The organism is Paenibacillus praedii (genome assembly GCF_049725345.1).
Classification (GTDB): domain Bacteria; phylum Bacillota; class Bacilli; order Paenibacillales; family Paenibacillaceae; genus Pristimantibacillus.
In genome coordinates, this window is the sequence record NZ_JBMWAM010000007.1 from 1 (window position 1) to 16,167 (window position 16,167).

Consider the following 16,167-nt stretch of genomic DNA (forward strand, 5'->3'; position numbering starts at 1 on the left):
GTAGGCTGTATAGCTTTTTTCAAAGGCTTTCAGGCCATGATATTCGTATTGCTTGATCCACATACGCAGGACTTCATAATTGACGCCTAAGGACTTCGCAATGCTCTTTGCCCCAGCAGTTCCCGAAAGATATTGATTGATGGCTTCTTTTTTTAGTTCTAGATTGAATTTAGTCAAAAAAACTGCACCTCCAATCGTTAGATGGTGTCTAACAATTGGGGTGCAGTTCATCATCCGCCCTGCTGTTTTTTTGCGTTTTTATTGCAGCCAAGCTTCAACTTTAGCCGCATTTTGTTCGACCCATGTTTTAGCTGCTGCTTCAGGTGTTTCACCCTCCTGAATTTGAATCATCACTGCAGCCATATCGTCCGGGGACCAATTGAACTTATCAAGGAAAGCATAGGCTTCCGGTTGATCCTCGCTTAGTCCTTGGCGGGCTATCGTATGAATTTGCTCATCCCCGCCATAAATATTTTTAGGATCCTCCAAATATTTCAGATCCATCTTTGCGAACTTCCAATGGGGGGTCCAGCCCGTTACAATGATTGGCTCTTCATTAGCATAAGCTTTCTCAAGCTGCTGCGTCATGGCCGCGGAGGAGCTTGCCAGCAGCGTCCAGCTATCCCGAAGCTTATACTCATCGACCACTTTTTCTGTAGACATCATAAGTCCAGCGCCTGGTTCAATGCCGATAATAGTGTGGTCAAGCGAAGCGCCTACCGTATCGTTCAAATCCTCAATGCTGTTAATATCCATATATTGCGGCACGACCAGACCGATTTTTGTACCGTCGAGGTTAGGTCCCAGATCGTCATATTGTCCTTCATATTTCTCAATGTAGGAGGCATGTGTCGTTGGCAGCCAAGCTGCTACCATCGCATCCGCGCTTCCGTCAGAGACGCCGGCCCACATGGGTCCAGCATCGACCTGAAGCATACTTACCTCATAGTTCAGCTTCTGCTCGAGCACTTCTTTCACGACATGCGTGCTGGCAATTTCAGAATCCCAAGCGACATATGCTAACGTTATTTTTTTATTGCCAGCTCCGATGGAGTCTCCGTTAGATTCGGTGTTGGCATTAGTGCTGGAAGAGGAGCAGCCTGCCAACAATACGATCACCATCATTGCGGATAACATAACATACCATTTTTTCAATTTCAAAAAAATCACTCCTTATGATTAAGATGTTTTGGTTTTGGCCATGACCTGCTGGGTCAGGCGGTCTAATATAATGGCTAATATGACAACGGCAAGACCAGCTTCAAAGCCGGCGCCTGTATTACCTTGGGAGACCGCGCGATATACGTATTCGCCTACGCCTTGGGCGCCGATCATCGATGCGATAACGACCATGGACAGTGACAGCATGATCGTTTGATTAATCCCGGCCATGATCGTCGGCAATGCGATCGGAAGCTGAAGCTTGAACAGCTTTTGTGTCGGCGTCGAGCCGAAGGCGTCAGCGGCTTCAACCAGCTCGGACGGTACTTGGCGTATGCCTAGATTCGTCAGACGTATCGTTGGCGGGATCGCGAAAATAATCGATGAGATTACGCCTGGAACGACGCCAAGCGAGAAGAAGGTAACTGCTGGCAGCAGATATACGAAGGCTGGCATGGTCTGCATAAAGTCCAGTACAGGTGTAACGATTTTTTGGATAATGACGCTCCGCGCGCACAAAATTCCGATGGGTACCCCGATAACAACCGAAATAATGGCTGACGTCAGAACGAGCGCTAGCGTCTGCATAGTTTGGCTCCATAGGCCTAGGTTTTCGATGACAAGCAGACCGATTAGCGTGAAAAATGCCATCTTCCATCTGCCGATAAACCAGGCAAGCATGGAAAATAATAGAATAAGGACGATGGCAGGAAACCAATTTAGAGTCGCTTCAAGTGCATTGACGGTCTCGCCAACGACAAGCTTAATCAATTTGAACAGCGGCTCAAAATTCGTTTCAAGCCAAGTCTCCAGCCATTCAATCCAGTCGGCTAGCGGTATTTTAGGCAGATTCATGCTGTACACCTGCCTCAAGCATTGAACTTCCGGATAAGGCGGCGAGAACCGCGCCTTTGATGACGATTCCCTTTAACCGTCCGTTCTCATCCGTAATGGATACCGGAAACCTGGAATTGCTCATTAATTCAAATAATTCATGCAGCAGTGTGTCAGGACTGGCGGTTGGCGCTTCTTGCTCCATCGCTTCCTCCAGCTTAAGCCCATTCTTAATCGCATTCGAAGCATCGTCCGCAGTAATAACGCCAAGCAGCCGCATCCCCTTGTCTACAACATAAAGGCTGGATACGCCGCGATCGCGCATGAACTGCAGGGCGACCCGCGGGCCCTTCTCAAGGGTGATTGTCTCAGCCTTCACCATCACATGCGATGCGGTCAGCACCTTGGATAAATCGACGTCCTCAACAAAGCGCTCTACATATTTGTTTGCAGGCTGCATTAATATTTCTTCCGGCGAGCCGATCTGGACGATGCTGCCATCCTTCATCAGAGCGATTTGATCGCCGATTCGCAAAGCCTCGTTCAAGTCGTGTGTGATGAACACGATCGTTTTTTTCATTTTCGACTGAAGCTCAAGCAGTTCGTCCTGCATATCCTTGCGGATAAGTGGATCGAGCGCGCTGAACGCTTCATCCATAAGCAGCACGTCCGGATCGTTGGCGAGTCCCCTCGCTAATCCCACACGCTGCTGCATACCGCCGCTGAGTTGATCGGGATAGCTGTTCTCCCAGCCCTTCAGCCCTACAAGCTCTAGCGATTGCAACGCCATTTCTCTACGCTTCCCCTTGTTAATTCCCTGCACCTCTAGGCCATATTCGATATTCTGGATGACCGTGCGATGCGGGAAAAGCGCGAATTTCTGAAACACCATGCCCACATTCTTTCTTCGGAACTGCCGGATCTGTTCAGCTGACATGCGCAGCACGTCCGTTCCGTTGAACAGCACCTGTCCATGCGTCGGCTCAATCAGTCGATTAAGCAGACGCACGAGTGTTGACTTGCCGCTGCCGGACAAGCCCATAATGACAAAGATTTGTCCTGCTTCAATCGCGAAATCGGCTTGATTAACACCGACAGTAAGTTTCGTTTCCGCGAAAATCTTTTCTTTTGACCATCCTTTATCCAGCAGCGGGATCGCCTTTTTCGGATCGGCTCCGAAAATTTTGGTTAGCCTCTTGGCTTCTATGATCGCCATGTTATGCCCCCTTGTGGAATATTTCGACTCTTCAAGTGTAGTTGGTTATCTTTGTTATGGTCAAAAGGCGTGAGCCATCGTATTATTTGTACAGTTTTAACTTTACGTACTTTACGTACCGTTTCCTCTTAATAACTCCCTTTTTCATACCAAGAGCATTCTTTACATATGGATGAGCATTTGTTTACAATACATGTTGTAGGATTGAGTGGGGGAAACAATATTCCTCGGGAGGAACCGACATGAATGAACTTGCAGCATTAACGGACGAGCAGCGCGCAAAGCTGCAGCATACGCGCAGACGCGTCATTGAATCCATCGGCAAAAATATGGATTTGTACGGCATTACGTTATCCATTGGCCATTTATATGGAAATATGTATTTCAATCAGGAACCGGTTACGCTTGATGAGATGAGCGAGACGATGGGGATGAGCAAGACGTCTATGAGTACAGGCATGCGGACGCTGCATGATCTGAAGATGATAAATAAGGTTTGGGGAAAAGGCTCCCGCAAGGATTTGTACGAGGTGGTACCGGACTGGCACCAGAACTTCGCGGATTTCTTCTCGATTAAATGGAGGAAAGCTGTGGAGCAAAACATGAGCGCCCTGGCCCGTTCAATGAAGGAAATTGAAGCGCTCAAGCAGCAGTATGAAGGAGAGCCGGCCTTTCTGCAGGTGCTGGCAAGTGACGAGCAGAAAATTGACGAGGCACTGAAATATTATAACTGGCTGGAGCGGCTGATTGAATCGTTCGAAACCGGCGATATTTACCGTTTTATCCCGAAAGATGAGAGCTGAGGAAAAGATTTATAATTCTCTTTGGGGTGCGCTATAATGGTCAAAAATTATACGGAAGGGAGTGAGCAGCATACAATGATGAATATGAACCGGGACACAGTCGGAAATCAATTATTTCGTTGCCCCTCACTCCTAAAGCGGAAGCTTAACGAAGTCTAGACGCGACGCGTCTGGGCTTTGTTTTGTTCTGAGCAGAAGCGATGGGGATTTATTGCCTATGGCTTTTTTTCTGTGCGATTGGACAGGAAGGGGCCGCCGTTTCGCTAATTATGATATCGGAGGATATGCCTAGTGATGAAGCTGAGCACGATGAAGAAGGTTTTGGACTCTGGATAAATGTTCACTGAAAACCGCGCAGCCTCTATTGTCCTTGAACGGGCAGTACGTTGAGACCGTAATAGCCGCTATAGGCGATTATCACGCGGTTGTATTCGAAGCGCTTCCTGGAGTGCATCTTGAGCTTCATGAGATGAACGAACCTCAGTTCTATGCTTGGAGACGTGAGCTGGGGAATATAGGTTGAAGTTCGAGAGCGCTGCTGCAGGATGATTTTCAAGAGATGGTTATGGTAAGCTAATGGTATAAATATGGGGCAGGGGGCAATCGTACGATGAGTGATCACAACATTTCGAACGCAATGCCAATCATTCTGACAAATGGAAGGATTGTGCTGCCGGATCAAATTGCAGAAGGAGCAGTAGCTGTCAAAGAGGGCCGCATAGACGCCATACTGACCGAAAGCGAATCCGTTCAGGCTTGGCTTGAGCTGAATCCTTCTGCAGCTACGCTGGATGTGAACGGGCAGTATGTGCTTCCGGGTATGATTGATATCCACTGCGATGCCATTGAGAAGGAAGTACAGCCGCGGCCCAATACGTTATTTCCATTAGAGCTGGCTTTGCTCGAATTCGAACGGAAGCTGCCTGTGCACGGGATTACAACGATGTACCATTCCTTATCCCTCGGTGTGGGTTTAAGCCTGCGAGGGGATTATCTGCTGACAGGCATGATCGAGCATATTCTCAGCTACCGGAGCAAAAGATCGATGATTCGCAATCGTATTCATTTGCGTTTCGAGGTTTCACATTTGACGGGACTGCCAATTGTAGAGCGTTATTTGAAGGAGAACGCCATTGATTATTTATCCTTCATGGATCATTCGCCAGGGCAGGGGCAATATCGTGAGCCGGGCTCCTTTGAGAGATATGTGATGAAAAATCAAGGCGTCAGTCTGGATGAGGTTCGCGTTATTGTGGAAGAGCTCATGGAGCGCCGCCGGCAAATGGATGGGGTACAATTGCAGAGGCTAGGCCAGCTCGCGGCAGAGCATGGCATAGCGATTGCTTCGCATGATGATGATTCGATTGAGAAGGTTGAAGAATCACTCGCATGCGGCGTGTCGGTATGCGAGTTCCCGATCAATCTGGCAACTGCGAAGCATGCGGCCCAACGGGGTCTGCATGTATGCGTAGGCGCTCCGAATGTCGTTAGAGGCGTATCGCATGACAAAAATTTACGTGCAGTAGATGCGATCAAAGCAGATGCTGCCCATATTTTATGCTCCGACTATCACCCGTCATCGATGCTGGCAGCCGTGTTCAAGCTTGCGGATGATGGTATTGCTGCTTTGCCGGCAGCTGTTCGGATGGTAACGCTGAACCCCGCTCAGGCACTACAGACGGATAGTGAGCTTGGTTCTATCGAGCGCGGCAAAGCAGCCGATTTCATTGTGGTGGATCGTTATGAAGACCAGCCTTGGGTGACGAATACCATTGTAGGAGGCCAGCTTGTCTATACGGCAACGACCCGTTATTGAGACGGATTCGCATGCTCGGTATGATGTAGGGATTTGTAAAGTGAATCGACCATACGGCTTTGCTCCGGCTCCGTGGACTGCTGCCAGATCATCTCGAAGAGCACTCCAAGCCCGGGCAAAGCTTTTTCATCGGCCCCAACAGAGTCTTCGATGACCTCCGACAGCTCTTTGGCGGAATTATCCTGTACACGCATAACGATCGCCTGACGCAAATCAATCGTTTTCAACTCAAATAACCTCCTGACGCATTCGGATTTACTTATTTACTATGTCCAGCAGCGCCGGCTTTCATCCGAATGACTATGCTGTGGTATACTGGGAAAGCGTCTGTTGTTATTGCGGTATGAATAAGTCTGCGAGCAGCAATCATCCTACGAGGAGGATTTACGAACGATGGCAAAAAAACAATATGCAGTAATCGGCATGGGGAGGTTCGGCTCCAGTGTTGCCAAAGCGTTGACGGAAATGGGCTTCGAGGTGCTGGCCATCGACTCGAACGAGCAGCGCGTGCAGGAGGTTGCCAGTACGGTAACCCATGCGGTATCCGCCGATTCCACGGATGAAGAAGCGCTTCGGGCGCTTGGCATACGGAACTTTGATGTCGTGGTCGTGGCCATTGGTCAAGATATTCAGTCCAGCATTCTAACGACGCTTATATTGAAGGATCTTGGCGTGAAAATGCTAATCGTCAAAGCGCAGAGCGAGCTTCACGGTAAAGTGGTGAATAAAATCGGCGCCGACAAGGTTGTTTTTCCAGAGCGTGATATGGGTCTTCGGGTCGCGCATCATTTGGTATCGCCAAACATACTTGATTACATCGAAATTTCCGATGATTACAGCATCATCGAAATTAAAGCCCCTGTGCAGATGATCGGCAAAAGCTTGAAGCAGCTGGACATCCGGGCGAAATATAAATGCAATGTCATGGCCATCAAAACGGGCACGAAGATGAACATCGCCCCTTACGCAGATGACCTGATCGGCAGCGATGACGTTATTGTCATCGTCGGTAAAAACTCGGAATTGAAGGAATTAGAAATCGCATATTCGGAAGGTTAAAGATAACGATGAATGAAAATTTTGATTCAATACTAACATCGGTGCAAAACGATAAGGTCAAGCACTGGGCATCGCTGCTTGACAAGAAAAACCGCGATCGCTCCGGACAATTTCTCATCGAGGGCGTCCATCTCGTGCTGGAAGCGCTGAAAGGCAATGCTGATGTCGCAACGATTGTCTATGATACCGAACGCGGCATTCCTGCGGAGCTTAAGCATGAACGAGAAACGAATGATTCAGAGGCAACGCTCGGCCTGGAGTGGGTGCAGGCCTCCCGTTCGGTTATGACCAAATGCACAGGCACGGATACTCCGCCGCCTGTGTTTGCCGTGGTGTCTAAGCTTAAGGCGGATAAACGGACATTATTTGGTGCACACTGTCTCGTTGTTGTGCTTGACGGCGTGCGCGATCCCGGAAATGCCGGCACGATTATCCGCAGTGCCGATGCGGTTGGAGCAGATGCGGTCATTTTTGGCAAAGGCTGCGTTGACCTGTACAATCCGAAGACGGTGCGCTCGACGATGGGCTCCTTGTTTCACCTGCCTGTCATTGAAGGCGATTTAATCGAATTGCTGCCGATGGCAAAAGCGAAGGGCGTGAAGGTTATTGGAACCAGTCTCCAGGCGAAGCATACTTGCTACAGCTACGACTGGACACAGCCGACATGGCTGCTGATGGGCAACGAGTCAGAGGGCTTATCCGAGAAAGTGCGGCAGCAGGTCGAAGAATCGGTGATCATACCGATGGTGGGCCAAGCGGAGTCGCTTAATGTGGCTATGGCTGCCACTATTTGCTTATATGAGGGTTTGCGGCAGCGGAAATACGTTAATGGTATATGAAAGAAAAAAGTAATGGTCAGTAACATGTATCCGTACTTGAAAAACCGAGCATTATCCCCCTTTTATTGTTTTTGTCTACTGTTTTGAGGATATGGGATCTGCTATTTTATTTATTAGGCTGAGGGCTAAATAGCTATCGGCCCAGCATTCTTTGAAGCAGCAGCAGACTTAAAACAATCGTTGGGAGGCAAGCGATATGATGAGACCTATTAAGCTGAAGGATGTTAAGGATATTGAGCATATCAACCACATCGTCAGCAGGTACAAGTTTGATATTTGGATTCATGGAAAAAGCGGAATGGCCGATGCGAAGTCGATATTGGGAATGTACGTACTGAAGCTCAATGAGCCGCTGGCGCTTGTTATTCCGGATGATGCGGATTATGTTTCCCTGTTTAAAGAGCTGGAGCAGTATCTTGTTATTGAATAAAGGCAGCAAACCTGTAACAGGTCTGCAAATGAGGAGAAAGCGGGAATGACTGCTTTCTCCTATTTTCATATCTGCTTTTTCTAATTTCCATAGATCGCAATCCTCTGAATTTATGGTAAACTAAACCAAACCAAGCAAGCGTCATCTTTGGAGGGGTGGGAAGATGGAGAAATGGATCGGAAGGATCATTAAGGAAGACGTGTTGAATACAATCGGTGTAACGATTGTACCTGCCGACACCGTTATTACGCTCGAAACGTTGCAACTTATTAGAAACCATAATGTGGATATTAAAGACGTCGTACTTTTATCTGAGACACAAGCTGTTTCATCAAAAAATGTATTGATCGGTGAGCGAGTGCAGCAAACCGTGTCCATATCGAAAGAGCTGTTCGAATCGATCAGGGTGACACGAAAGGTTCCCTTAATGGATATTCGCAATGCGGTGCTGCCTGTAATTTTAGAGATTACTAAAAATCCGAATATTTTCGAACTGTTTGAAGCCGTGAAGGCGAAGGATGACTATACATATGAACATCATGTAGGTGTTGGGATCATCGCTACGCTCATTGGCAGATGGATGCATTTGGAGGAAAATGAGCTGATACTGCTTTCCCTCGCAGCTACGCTGCACGATGTTGGGAAGATCAAGCTGCCTTTTGAAATTTTGAATAAGCCAGGAAAGCTTACTGATGCTGAGTTTCAATTGATCAAGAAGCATACGATTTATGGATATGAGCTGCTTAAAGGGACGACTGGCCTCAGCATTAGAATTGCACGCGTTGCGCTGCAGCATCATGAACGTGAGGATGGCAATGGCTATCCGCTGGGCCTTAAGAAGGGCAACATTGACCTGTTCAGTTCGATCGTAGCCGTTGCGGATATTTTTCATGCGATGTCGTCCAAGCGTCCTTATCACGAACCGCTATCCTTTCATGAGATCGTAAGCCAAATGAGCGAGGGAAAGTTCGGTGCCTTAAACCCTGAGGTGATATCGGTATTTATTGAAAATATGATGAAGAGGCTTGTTGGCAAGCAGGTGCTTTTAACGGATGGGCGGGAGGGTGAGGTCGTCTACATCAACCCTCATAATATTGAAACCCCGTTGATCAAGCTCGTTGATTATTTCTTGGATTTGAGTCAGGAAAGAGAAGTCCATATTCAATCCATTATTGCATAACATCATGGATCAAAGTGCTGATGACAAAACAAAATGTTGGATCTGGAACGGGCTGAGAGTACGCTTGCGAAGCCTGTTGATCATGGAGTTTTCGGCACGGTGCCAAATGCCGGAGTCGAATGCTAAGAAAAACGGTGCCCTCCTATTATGCGAATGCATGAGGGGGGGCACCGTTTTTTGCTGTGAATCAACGCTTTCTAAGCTCGAAAAATTCGCAATCTTTGCGATTATGATACGCGATATCGCTTACGCCTGATTGGGTCACGACGATGCTATCATCAAATCTCACGACAATCGCGCTGGATTCCACGATCTGATTGTCTTGGAACACGCGAACGCGCAGCTGCTTTTCGAATACCTCTTCAAAATCTGTGTCAGTGTCTAGACGACGGTTAACGGCCATAAATAAACTCCTTCGTTTGCTGACGTATTTCTCATTTCATTCAGTCTATCGTACGCGTCCCCATTTGCAAAGTCCTCTATGCTTGAATGTAAAATGCAGCCGCAATAACAACCACAGTCAAATAGGCGGACGTTATACGCAAAGCAGAGCGAAGAGGTGGGGCAGGCAATATGCTACGATGGAGTAAGCGTTAACAACTAATTCATTAACGAGGTGGAGAATGAAACTTTCCGTGTTCACCGTAATGCTGCCTGATTGTACGCAAGAGAGAACGATAGAGCTGCTTAGCAGCAATGGCTATGATGGCGTTGAATGGCGGTTTACAAGCAGCACTCCAGAGAAGCGCGGCGAAGCGCCCTCGTTTTGGGGTAATAACTTGTCTACTGTAGAGACAACCAGCTCGGAGGAAGATTTGATGGCTTTGAAACGTCTTGCTGACGGGGCTGGCCTAGTTGCACCTAATTTAGCGGCTTATATTCAAGCTGGTGATTTGATGGCAACCGAGACCGCAATGCGTGCGGCCAAGCTGCTTGGCGCTCCATCCATTAGAGTAGGTGTTCCCGGCTACGATCGCAGCCGTCATTACACAGAATTGCTCATGGATGGCCGCTCTTATTTGCACGAAGTACAGGAGCTTAGCAAGGCCTATGGCGTAAAGGGTGCAATCGAGGTTCATTTTGGCAACATTGCTCCGAGCGCCACCCTTGCTCGCCAGCTCGTTGAGGGCTTCGATCCTGAGCGTATCGGCGTCATTTATGATCCGGGCAATATGGTTTTTGAAGGCTATGAGCAGTATAAGCTTGGCTTGGAGGTACTGGGCGAGTATTTGGCGCATGTCCATGTGAAAAATGCAATTTGGAAGCGAACTGATGCGCCGCTGCCAAAAATCGAAGAAAAATCTGGTGCAGAAGCGGCAAATGCACAGCACGGCCCGATCTGGCAGGCTGCATGGTCGCCGATTGCCGAGGGCAGCGTTCATTGGCCGCAGGTTATTGCCGATTTGCGGGCAACCGGCTATGACGGCTGGCTTAGCTTTGAGGACTTCAGCGGCTCCGCCCCGTCCGAGACGCTGCTTCGCGACAACATCGCTTACATCCGCTCGCTTCTGTAGATGCGGGCAGAACGCAAATATTTGCTCAACGCTTAAAAATGAGGTGCAGCTATCAGACCTTTCCATCCGTCTGAAAACTGCATCTCATTTTGCGTAAACTGCACTCTGTTTTGAAGTAAGCGCACAAAAGGCTGTCTTCTCTTTTGGCCATGTCCTGCATAAGAATGTATATAGACAGCGGACAGGATGAAGCGGGAGGGGATGAAGTTGGCAAAATGGGGCAGAAGGGGCTGGCGGTTTCCGCTGTTTGGCAGCAGCCGGATGCAGCTTTGGTCAGGTCAAACTTTTTCCAAAGTAAGAACGGTCAAATGGGGAAGTCGCGGCAGCACAGCTTCACCTGGCTCTGCTCCAAAAAAATGGGGATCCGGCTCAAGCTCCTCCTCAATGAAATGGGGCACGCGGCCAAGCTCAGGCGGAGGAAGGTGGCGAACACGCCGTTCTCCGTTCTCGCTGCTAGGCAATCGGAGCCGGAGTCAAGGCGTAAGCGGATCGGGCGGCAGCTGGGGAGCCGGACCGGCGAGGCCGCGAATAAGGCGGCGTACGATCATTATCATTTCGCTTATCATTGCTATGATTTTTTCGATTCAGTCCTTTGTGTATGTGGAACGCAATTTGCGACCGCCACTTATGAATATTGCTAAAATCAGAGTCAAGCAAATTGCGACGCAAGCGATCAACAAAGCAATTACCGAGCAGGTTGCCCAGAGAGCTGAAAGTGACAAGCTGATTGATTGGAAAATGAACATTAACGGTAAAATATCAGGTTTTATGCTCAATTATGCAGAGCATATGAGCATAACCTCGCAAACGATCAATACGGTTCAAACGACGTTAACGGAAATGAAAAATATTCCAGAGCATATCCCGATCGGGCACGCCTTGAACAGTGCGATCATTTCCTCCTTCGGACCAAGAGTACCGGTAAAGTTTGAGCCGGTCGGCGCGGTAAAGGTCGATTTAAGCACAAGGCAGAAGGATGCGGGTATCAATATGATATTGGTTGAGGTATACATTCGCATCGTGGCGGAGGTTACGATTATCATTCCGTTCGACACAGAGCCGGAGCTTGTTGAGACGGATATTCCGATATCATATTTACTCGTAGTGGGCGATGTGCCAATGTACTACTACGACAGCAATGGGAAGCCGGTTGGAGAGTCTGCTGCACAGGCGCCTAATATATCCGTGCCTCTCGGGCAAGGAAGCGGAGGTGTCAGTTCGAGCAGCGAACATAATGAACCCTCAGGGTTGAATGATGCCGGCGTATTGAATTCAAGGGGGACGGCGGAAATGCCAAATGAAGGAGCGGGTGACGCACAGGGCGGAACTGCAGATAACAAAGGAAATTCAGCTTCCGAATGAAACTTAAAATACAAAAACGACTTTATCGTTTTCCGCAGCTGTGGAGGATAAAGTCGTTTTTTAATGGATGAGTTAACTTCTGTCATAGCGTAATACGAAGGCTTGTCTTCATGTTTTATGCTTATTTTGCGGATCGATTGCGTTTGCGCTCTGCCTGCTCCCACCGCTTTAACATCGGATAGGGATCGAACGACCACTCGATCAAGCCGCGATCGCTGTACACCCCGTAGTGCAGGTGAGGCGGAAACTTGCCCTGCGTGCCAGGCTTTCCATAGCCGGAGCTGCCAACCCAGCCAATCACTTGCCCCGGCTTGACGACATCACCGATATTGAGCAATTTTTCATATCCGGACAAATGGGCGTAATAGTGATAGAAATTATTCAAGTCGCGTATGCCGATACGCCAGCCACCATAGGGGTTCCAGCCCTTTACCTCGATGACGCCGTAGCAGGTGCTTCTTACTGGAACGCCATGCCTTGCGAAAATGTCCGTGCCTTCATGCGTTCGCCGACCGCCCCAGCTTCTCCCCGTCCCCCAAGTGTCCCGGTATGCGTAGTCAGCACTAAGCGGCAGGGGAAAAGCGTGCTCAAAAAGATCGAGATGACCGAATGCGGCATAAATGCGGGCAAATTGCTGAATGCGCTGTACGGCGCGGTTGTTCTGATAATACTCCCAAAGTCCGATGCTGAAATCATCCTCCGTAGTGCCGAAGGTCGTAATATGTTTGACGAGCGAATAAAGCAGATCAACATCGCTGGATCGCTCTGCCTGTCCGTTGCCATCGCCGTCACGTCCGATGCCGTTAAACCAGCGAATCGAAAAAGGAATGCTGTCCTCGGAATTCGGATTTAATGGCCCTGCCCATCGCTCTTGATCAATGAATACCCCTACCGTTGATCCAAGCATAGGTCTTACCTTCGGTTTTACCTTCGACATGGAACGTTCATATTGGTCGATTGCCGCTATCCAAAACCAAGGAACTTCAGTCACTAAGCTTAGCTTGTCGTACAAGCTTTTTCTTGCCTGAAGAAGATCCGGCTCTGCCAATGCCGCTTGCTCTTTAACCGCTTCTTTCTGTTTAATTGAAGCGGGGGAAGCGAGCGCTTTGCTCGCCGGCGTCACGGAGAGCAAAAAGGCTGCGGTCAAAGCGGCTGCTAATGCTGTAGTCAGTTTCAAACGTCTCACCCTTTCAAGCCGTGACGGTTATAACGTTATGTTTTGCAAATCATTGGTTTTTATTCGAAATCTGTTATAATTAATCCATGAGTTTAGGACTTATAAATGAACTTGAAAGCAGGTAATGCCGAATGAAACAGCAAGAGACTCTCAAAAAGCCGGACTGGCTTCGCATAAAACTAGCAACAGACGGCAACTATGCCGAGATCAAAGATATGATGCGCTCCAAAACCTTGCATACGGTTTGTGAGGAAGCGCGCTGCCCGAATATTTATGAATGCTGGTCGAATCGAACAGCTACCTTTATGATTTTAGGCGACATTTGTACACGCGCCTGCCGCTTCTGCGCGGTGAAGACCGGCATGCCGACCGAGCTTGATTTGGATGAGCCGGAGCGCGTGGCAGAAGCTGCAGAGCAAATGGGCTTGCAGCACTGCGTCGTTACATCCGTAGCTCGCGATGATTTGAAGGATGGCGGCGCATCGATATTTGCGGCAACCGTTCACGCGATTCGCAAGCGGGTGCCATTTTGCCGAGTCGAGGTGCTTATCCCCGATTTTCTAGGCAACAAAGAGGCGCTGCAAATCGTGATGGATGCGAATCCGGATATTCTAAATCATAATGTAGAGACGGTTGAGAGACTATCCGATCGCGTTCGAGCGAAAGCGAAGTACAGCAGAACGATGGAGCTGCTCAAGCGAGCGAAGGAAATGAAGCCCAAAATTCCTACCAAGTCGAGCATCATGCTTGGCGTAGGTGAGGAGTGGGATGAAATTTTGCAGACGATGGATGATTTACGCGCGGTAGACGTTAATATTTTAACCTTGGGACAATACCTGCAGCCGACGCCTAACCATTTGCCGATTGCACGTTATGTTCACCCGGACGAATTCGCGAAATTGAAAGAAGAAGGGCTGAAGCGCGGCTTCCGCCACGTGGAATCCGCACCATTAGTACGCAGCTCTTACCATGCGCACGAGCAAACTGATTCGGCACACGCGGCTATAGCAGCTGAAGCCGTCCAGGTAGGTTTTGACCGTGAGGTTTCCTCCGGCTCTTGCTCGAGCAGCATGTAATCGACGCTCTAGGATGAGGTGTAAAATATGGGTTTGATTCATATCGGCGGCAAAGCCTATGAATTGGTACATGAAAATCGAAATGGCTTTAATGCGGAAGCTTTTCGCGATCGATACAGTGAAGTGCTTGAGCGTTATGATTTCATCATAGGCGATTGGGGTTATAATCAGCTTCGCCTGAAGGGCTTCTTCCGTGATAACCATCAGAAGGCTACAAAAGATTGCAATTTTTCAAGCATGTCCGATTATATCAATGAATATTGCAACTTTGGCTGCGCTTATTTCATTCTTGAAAAAACGCAAAGCACAAAGAAGGAACCTGATGACTATGATTTGGATGATGATGATCAAAGGCCAAGACTTGAAGCAGCAGATATTCGAGCGGCGGTAGAGGCAGGCTACTCGGCAGCCATCGAGGCGGAGGACTCCGCTGAAGATGAGGTGGCAAGCACTAGAGAAAACGCTTTTGCATCATTGCATGAGAGACATAGCCGTGGTAACCGAGGGAATCATCGTCATAACGGCTCTAATCGTCACAGCAATGAGAATCGCAGCGGCGGCGATCAAAGCAATGCGGTCGAGGGAATGGACGGAAGCGAAAGCCGTGGCAATGGCGAGCATCGCAACGGAAGCGGCAAGCGAGATTATCCGCAGCGCAAAAACAATCGAGGTAATGATCAGCGGGGCAAAAAGCCGTTCCGGCTGGCAGCGAACGAAACGGCAGCGGCAGCCGCAGGAAACAATGGGCCTAACAAAAAAGGCACCGAGCACTCCTAAATGGAGTGCAAGGTGTCTCTTTCTCTTTCTATAGGGGAAGATTATTTTACATCATAGCCAAGGAATGCTTCACGGACACGATTCCAGAAGGGGAATGGGCGATAGCGGGCAAAGCTGACCTTTCGGCTGGATACGCTGCAGCGAATGGAGCGTATGTCACTGCTCATAATGCTCAGGTGGTCGATTGTTAGCTGTATGCGCTGCTCCTTCTTTGAAATAATGTCGCAGTGATGATGCTGCGGCAGCAGCACAGACGAGCCAAGCGTACGATACACGCGATTGTTGATGGATGCGATCTCTGCGATTTGCAAAGATTCGATTGATGGATGGACGATCGCACCGCCCAGACTTTTGTTATAAGCTGTGCTTCCCGAAGGGGTGGATATGACAATTCCGTCACCGCGGAACATTTCGAACATTTCATCATTAATATTGATTTGAGCGACGAGTGTGCCGTCAACGCCCTTGAGCGTAAATTCATTCAAAGATAAGTAGTTGCGGTGTTCCGCCAGTGTCTCAACCTCGATTTGGGCTAGCGGATATCGAGCGATTCTCGGTGTCTCATTGGCCATCATTACGACGAGTTCCTCGAGCTCGTCTGATTGCCAATCGGCATAGAAGCCAAGATGGCCGGTGTGAACTCCGACAAAAGCAACATCTGTGATTTGGTCAACATAATTATGAAAAGCTTGCAGCAGCGTCCCGTCTCCTCCAATGGAGATGACGATTTCAGGTGCTTCTTCATTCCGGATAAATCCGCGTTCTGCCGCCAAAGCGTGGAATTTCTCTGCTAATGATTGGGATAATGAATCGCCTCGATCGATTACCGCATACTTCAAAGGTAAATCTCCTTCCGAACTCTTAGTATCTAAGATATTAAAGGAAATTGCGCTCGAATTCAATGAGCCGGCCTTTTTCTGTAT

At 48.7% G+C, this 16,167-nt stretch carries 18 protein-coding genes; 10 read left to right on the plus strand and 8 right to left on the minus strand.

What is annotated here, in order from left to right; translation table 11 throughout:
• From ACO9K6_RS08410 to ACO9K6_RS08425, 4 genes are all read right to left on the minus strand, one after another.
• Nucleotides 1-234 (minus strand): transposase (locus tag ACO9K6_RS08410; RefSeq protein WP_424767107.1); only part of this gene is annotated, 234 nt, incomplete at its 3' end.
• A gap of 24 nt (nt 235-258) precedes the next feature.
• Nucleotides 259-1,170: a glycine betaine ABC transporter substrate-binding protein gene (locus ACO9K6_RS08415; RefSeq protein ID WP_424767108.1), complete on the minus strand. Its 912-nt coding sequence runs from the start codon at nt 1,168-1,170 to the stop codon at nt 259-261.
• 9 nt (nt 1,171-1,179) lie between these two features.
• A complete protein-coding gene (locus ACO9K6_RS08420) occupies nt 1,180-2,016 on the minus strand; it encodes an ABC transporter permease (RefSeq protein ID WP_424767109.1) in 837 nt (278 codons plus the stop codon).
• Nucleotides 2,003-3,211 carry a quaternary amine ABC transporter ATP-binding protein gene (locus ACO9K6_RS08425; protein WP_424767110.1) on the minus strand — a complete coding sequence of 403 codons (1,209 nt, stop codon included), beginning with the start codon at nt 3,209-3,211 and terminating at the stop codon, nt 2,003-2,005. Before ACO9K6_RS08425 ends, ACO9K6_RS08420 begins: the two co-directional genes overlap by 14 nt.
• Before the next feature lie 242 nt (nt 3,212-3,453).
• On the opposite strand from ACO9K6_RS08425, the gene ACO9K6_RS08430 reads away from it, so the two are divergent.
• On the plus strand, nt 3,454-4,014 hold the full coding sequence (locus ACO9K6_RS08430; protein ID WP_424767111.1) for a GbsR/MarR family transcriptional regulator: 561 nt from the start codon (nt 3,454-3,456) through the stop codon (nt 4,012-4,014).
• A gap of 610 nt (nt 4,015-4,624) precedes the next feature.
• Nucleotides 4,625-5,830 (plus strand): alpha-D-ribose 1-methylphosphonate 5-triphosphate diphosphatase, encoded by a 1,206-nt coding sequence (locus tag ACO9K6_RS08435; RefSeq protein WP_424767112.1) that lies wholly within the window; start codon nt 4,625-4,627, stop codon nt 5,828-5,830.
• Here the strand turns inward: ACO9K6_RS08435 and sspI are convergent.
• Nucleotides 5,824-6,057, minus strand: coding sequence for a small acid-soluble spore protein SspI (gene sspI / locus ACO9K6_RS08440; RefSeq protein WP_424767113.1), 234 nt, complete (start codon nt 6,055-6,057; stop codon nt 5,824-5,826). The two genes, ACO9K6_RS08435 and sspI, sit on opposite strands and share 7 nt — an antisense overlap.
• Nucleotides 6,058-6,223: 166 nt before the next feature.
• On the opposite strand from sspI, the gene ACO9K6_RS08445 reads away from it, so the two are divergent.
• The 4 genes from ACO9K6_RS08445 to ACO9K6_RS08460 all read left to right on the plus strand — a co-directional run bounded on the left by ACO9K6_RS08445 (nt 6,224) and on the right by ACO9K6_RS08460 (nt 9,338).
• A complete protein-coding gene (locus tag ACO9K6_RS08445) occupies nt 6,224-6,889 on the plus strand; it encodes a potassium channel family protein (protein ID WP_424767114.1) in 666 nt (221 codons plus the stop codon).
• Nucleotides 6,890-6,897: 8 nt separating this feature from the next.
• Complete coding sequence (locus ACO9K6_RS08450; protein WP_424767115.1) at nt 6,898-7,728, plus strand: TrmH family RNA methyltransferase; 831 nt, start codon at nt 6,898-6,900, stop codon at nt 7,726-7,728.
• Between the two features lie 196 nt (nt 7,729-7,924).
• Nucleotides 7,925-8,158, plus strand: a complete 234-nt coding sequence (locus tag ACO9K6_RS08455) for an HPr family phosphocarrier protein (protein ID WP_424767116.1) — start codon at nt 7,925-7,927, stop codon at nt 8,156-8,158.
• A 163-nt stretch (nt 8,159-8,321) separates the two neighbouring features.
• The gene (locus ACO9K6_RS08460) at nt 8,322-9,338 is read left to right on the plus strand and encodes an HD-GYP domain-containing protein (RefSeq protein WP_424767117.1); all 1,017 of its coding nucleotides are present in this window, start codon (nt 8,322-8,324) and stop codon (nt 9,336-9,338) included.
• 187 nt (nt 9,339-9,525) lie between these two features.
• On the opposite strand, the gene ACO9K6_RS08465 is transcribed toward ACO9K6_RS08460, so the two are convergent.
• Entirely contained in the window at nt 9,526-9,741 is a 216-nt protein-coding gene (locus ACO9K6_RS08465; RefSeq protein ID WP_424767118.1) for a hypothetical protein, read from the minus strand.
• A 220-nt stretch (nt 9,742-9,961) separates the two neighbouring features.
• Between ACO9K6_RS08465 and ACO9K6_RS08470 the strand changes: the two genes are divergently transcribed.
• Complete coding sequence (locus ACO9K6_RS08470; RefSeq protein WP_424767119.1) at nt 9,962-10,852, plus strand: sugar phosphate isomerase/epimerase family protein; 891 nt, start codon at nt 9,962-9,964, stop codon at nt 10,850-10,852.
• Nucleotides 10,853-11,059: 207 nt separating this feature from the next.
• Nucleotides 11,060-12,214 carry a sporulation protein YunB gene (gene yunB / locus ACO9K6_RS08475; RefSeq protein ID WP_424767120.1) on the plus strand — a complete coding sequence of 385 codons (1,155 nt, stop codon included), beginning with the start codon at nt 11,060-11,062 and terminating at the stop codon, nt 12,212-12,214.
• Nucleotides 12,215-12,335: 121 nt separating this feature from the next.
• Here yunB and ACO9K6_RS08480 read toward each other — a convergent pair whose 3' ends face one another.
• The gene (locus tag ACO9K6_RS08480) at nt 12,336-13,400 is read right to left on the minus strand and encodes a M23 family metallopeptidase (RefSeq protein WP_424767121.1); all 1,065 of its coding nucleotides are present in this window, start codon (nt 13,398-13,400) and stop codon (nt 12,336-12,338) included.
• 122 nt (nt 13,401-13,522) lie between these two features.
• On the opposite strand from ACO9K6_RS08480, the gene lipA reads away from it, so the two are divergent.
• Nucleotides 13,523-14,467 (plus strand): lipoyl synthase, encoded by a 945-nt coding sequence (gene lipA / locus ACO9K6_RS08485; protein WP_424767122.1) that lies wholly within the window; start codon nt 13,523-13,525, stop codon nt 14,465-14,467.
• Between the two features lie 27 nt (nt 14,468-14,494).
• Nucleotides 14,495-15,244 carry a YutD family protein gene (locus ACO9K6_RS08490; RefSeq protein WP_424767123.1) on the plus strand — a complete coding sequence of 250 codons (750 nt, stop codon included), beginning with the start codon at nt 14,495-14,497 and terminating at the stop codon, nt 15,242-15,244.
• Between the two features lie 41 nt (nt 15,245-15,285).
• Here the strand turns inward: ACO9K6_RS08490 and ACO9K6_RS08495 are convergent, their stop codons facing one another.
• Complete coding sequence (locus ACO9K6_RS08495) at nt 15,286-16,083, minus strand: NAD kinase (protein ID WP_424767124.1); 798 nt, start codon at nt 16,081-16,083, stop codon at nt 15,286-15,288.
• Between the last annotated feature and the right edge of the window lie 84 nt (nt 16,084-16,167).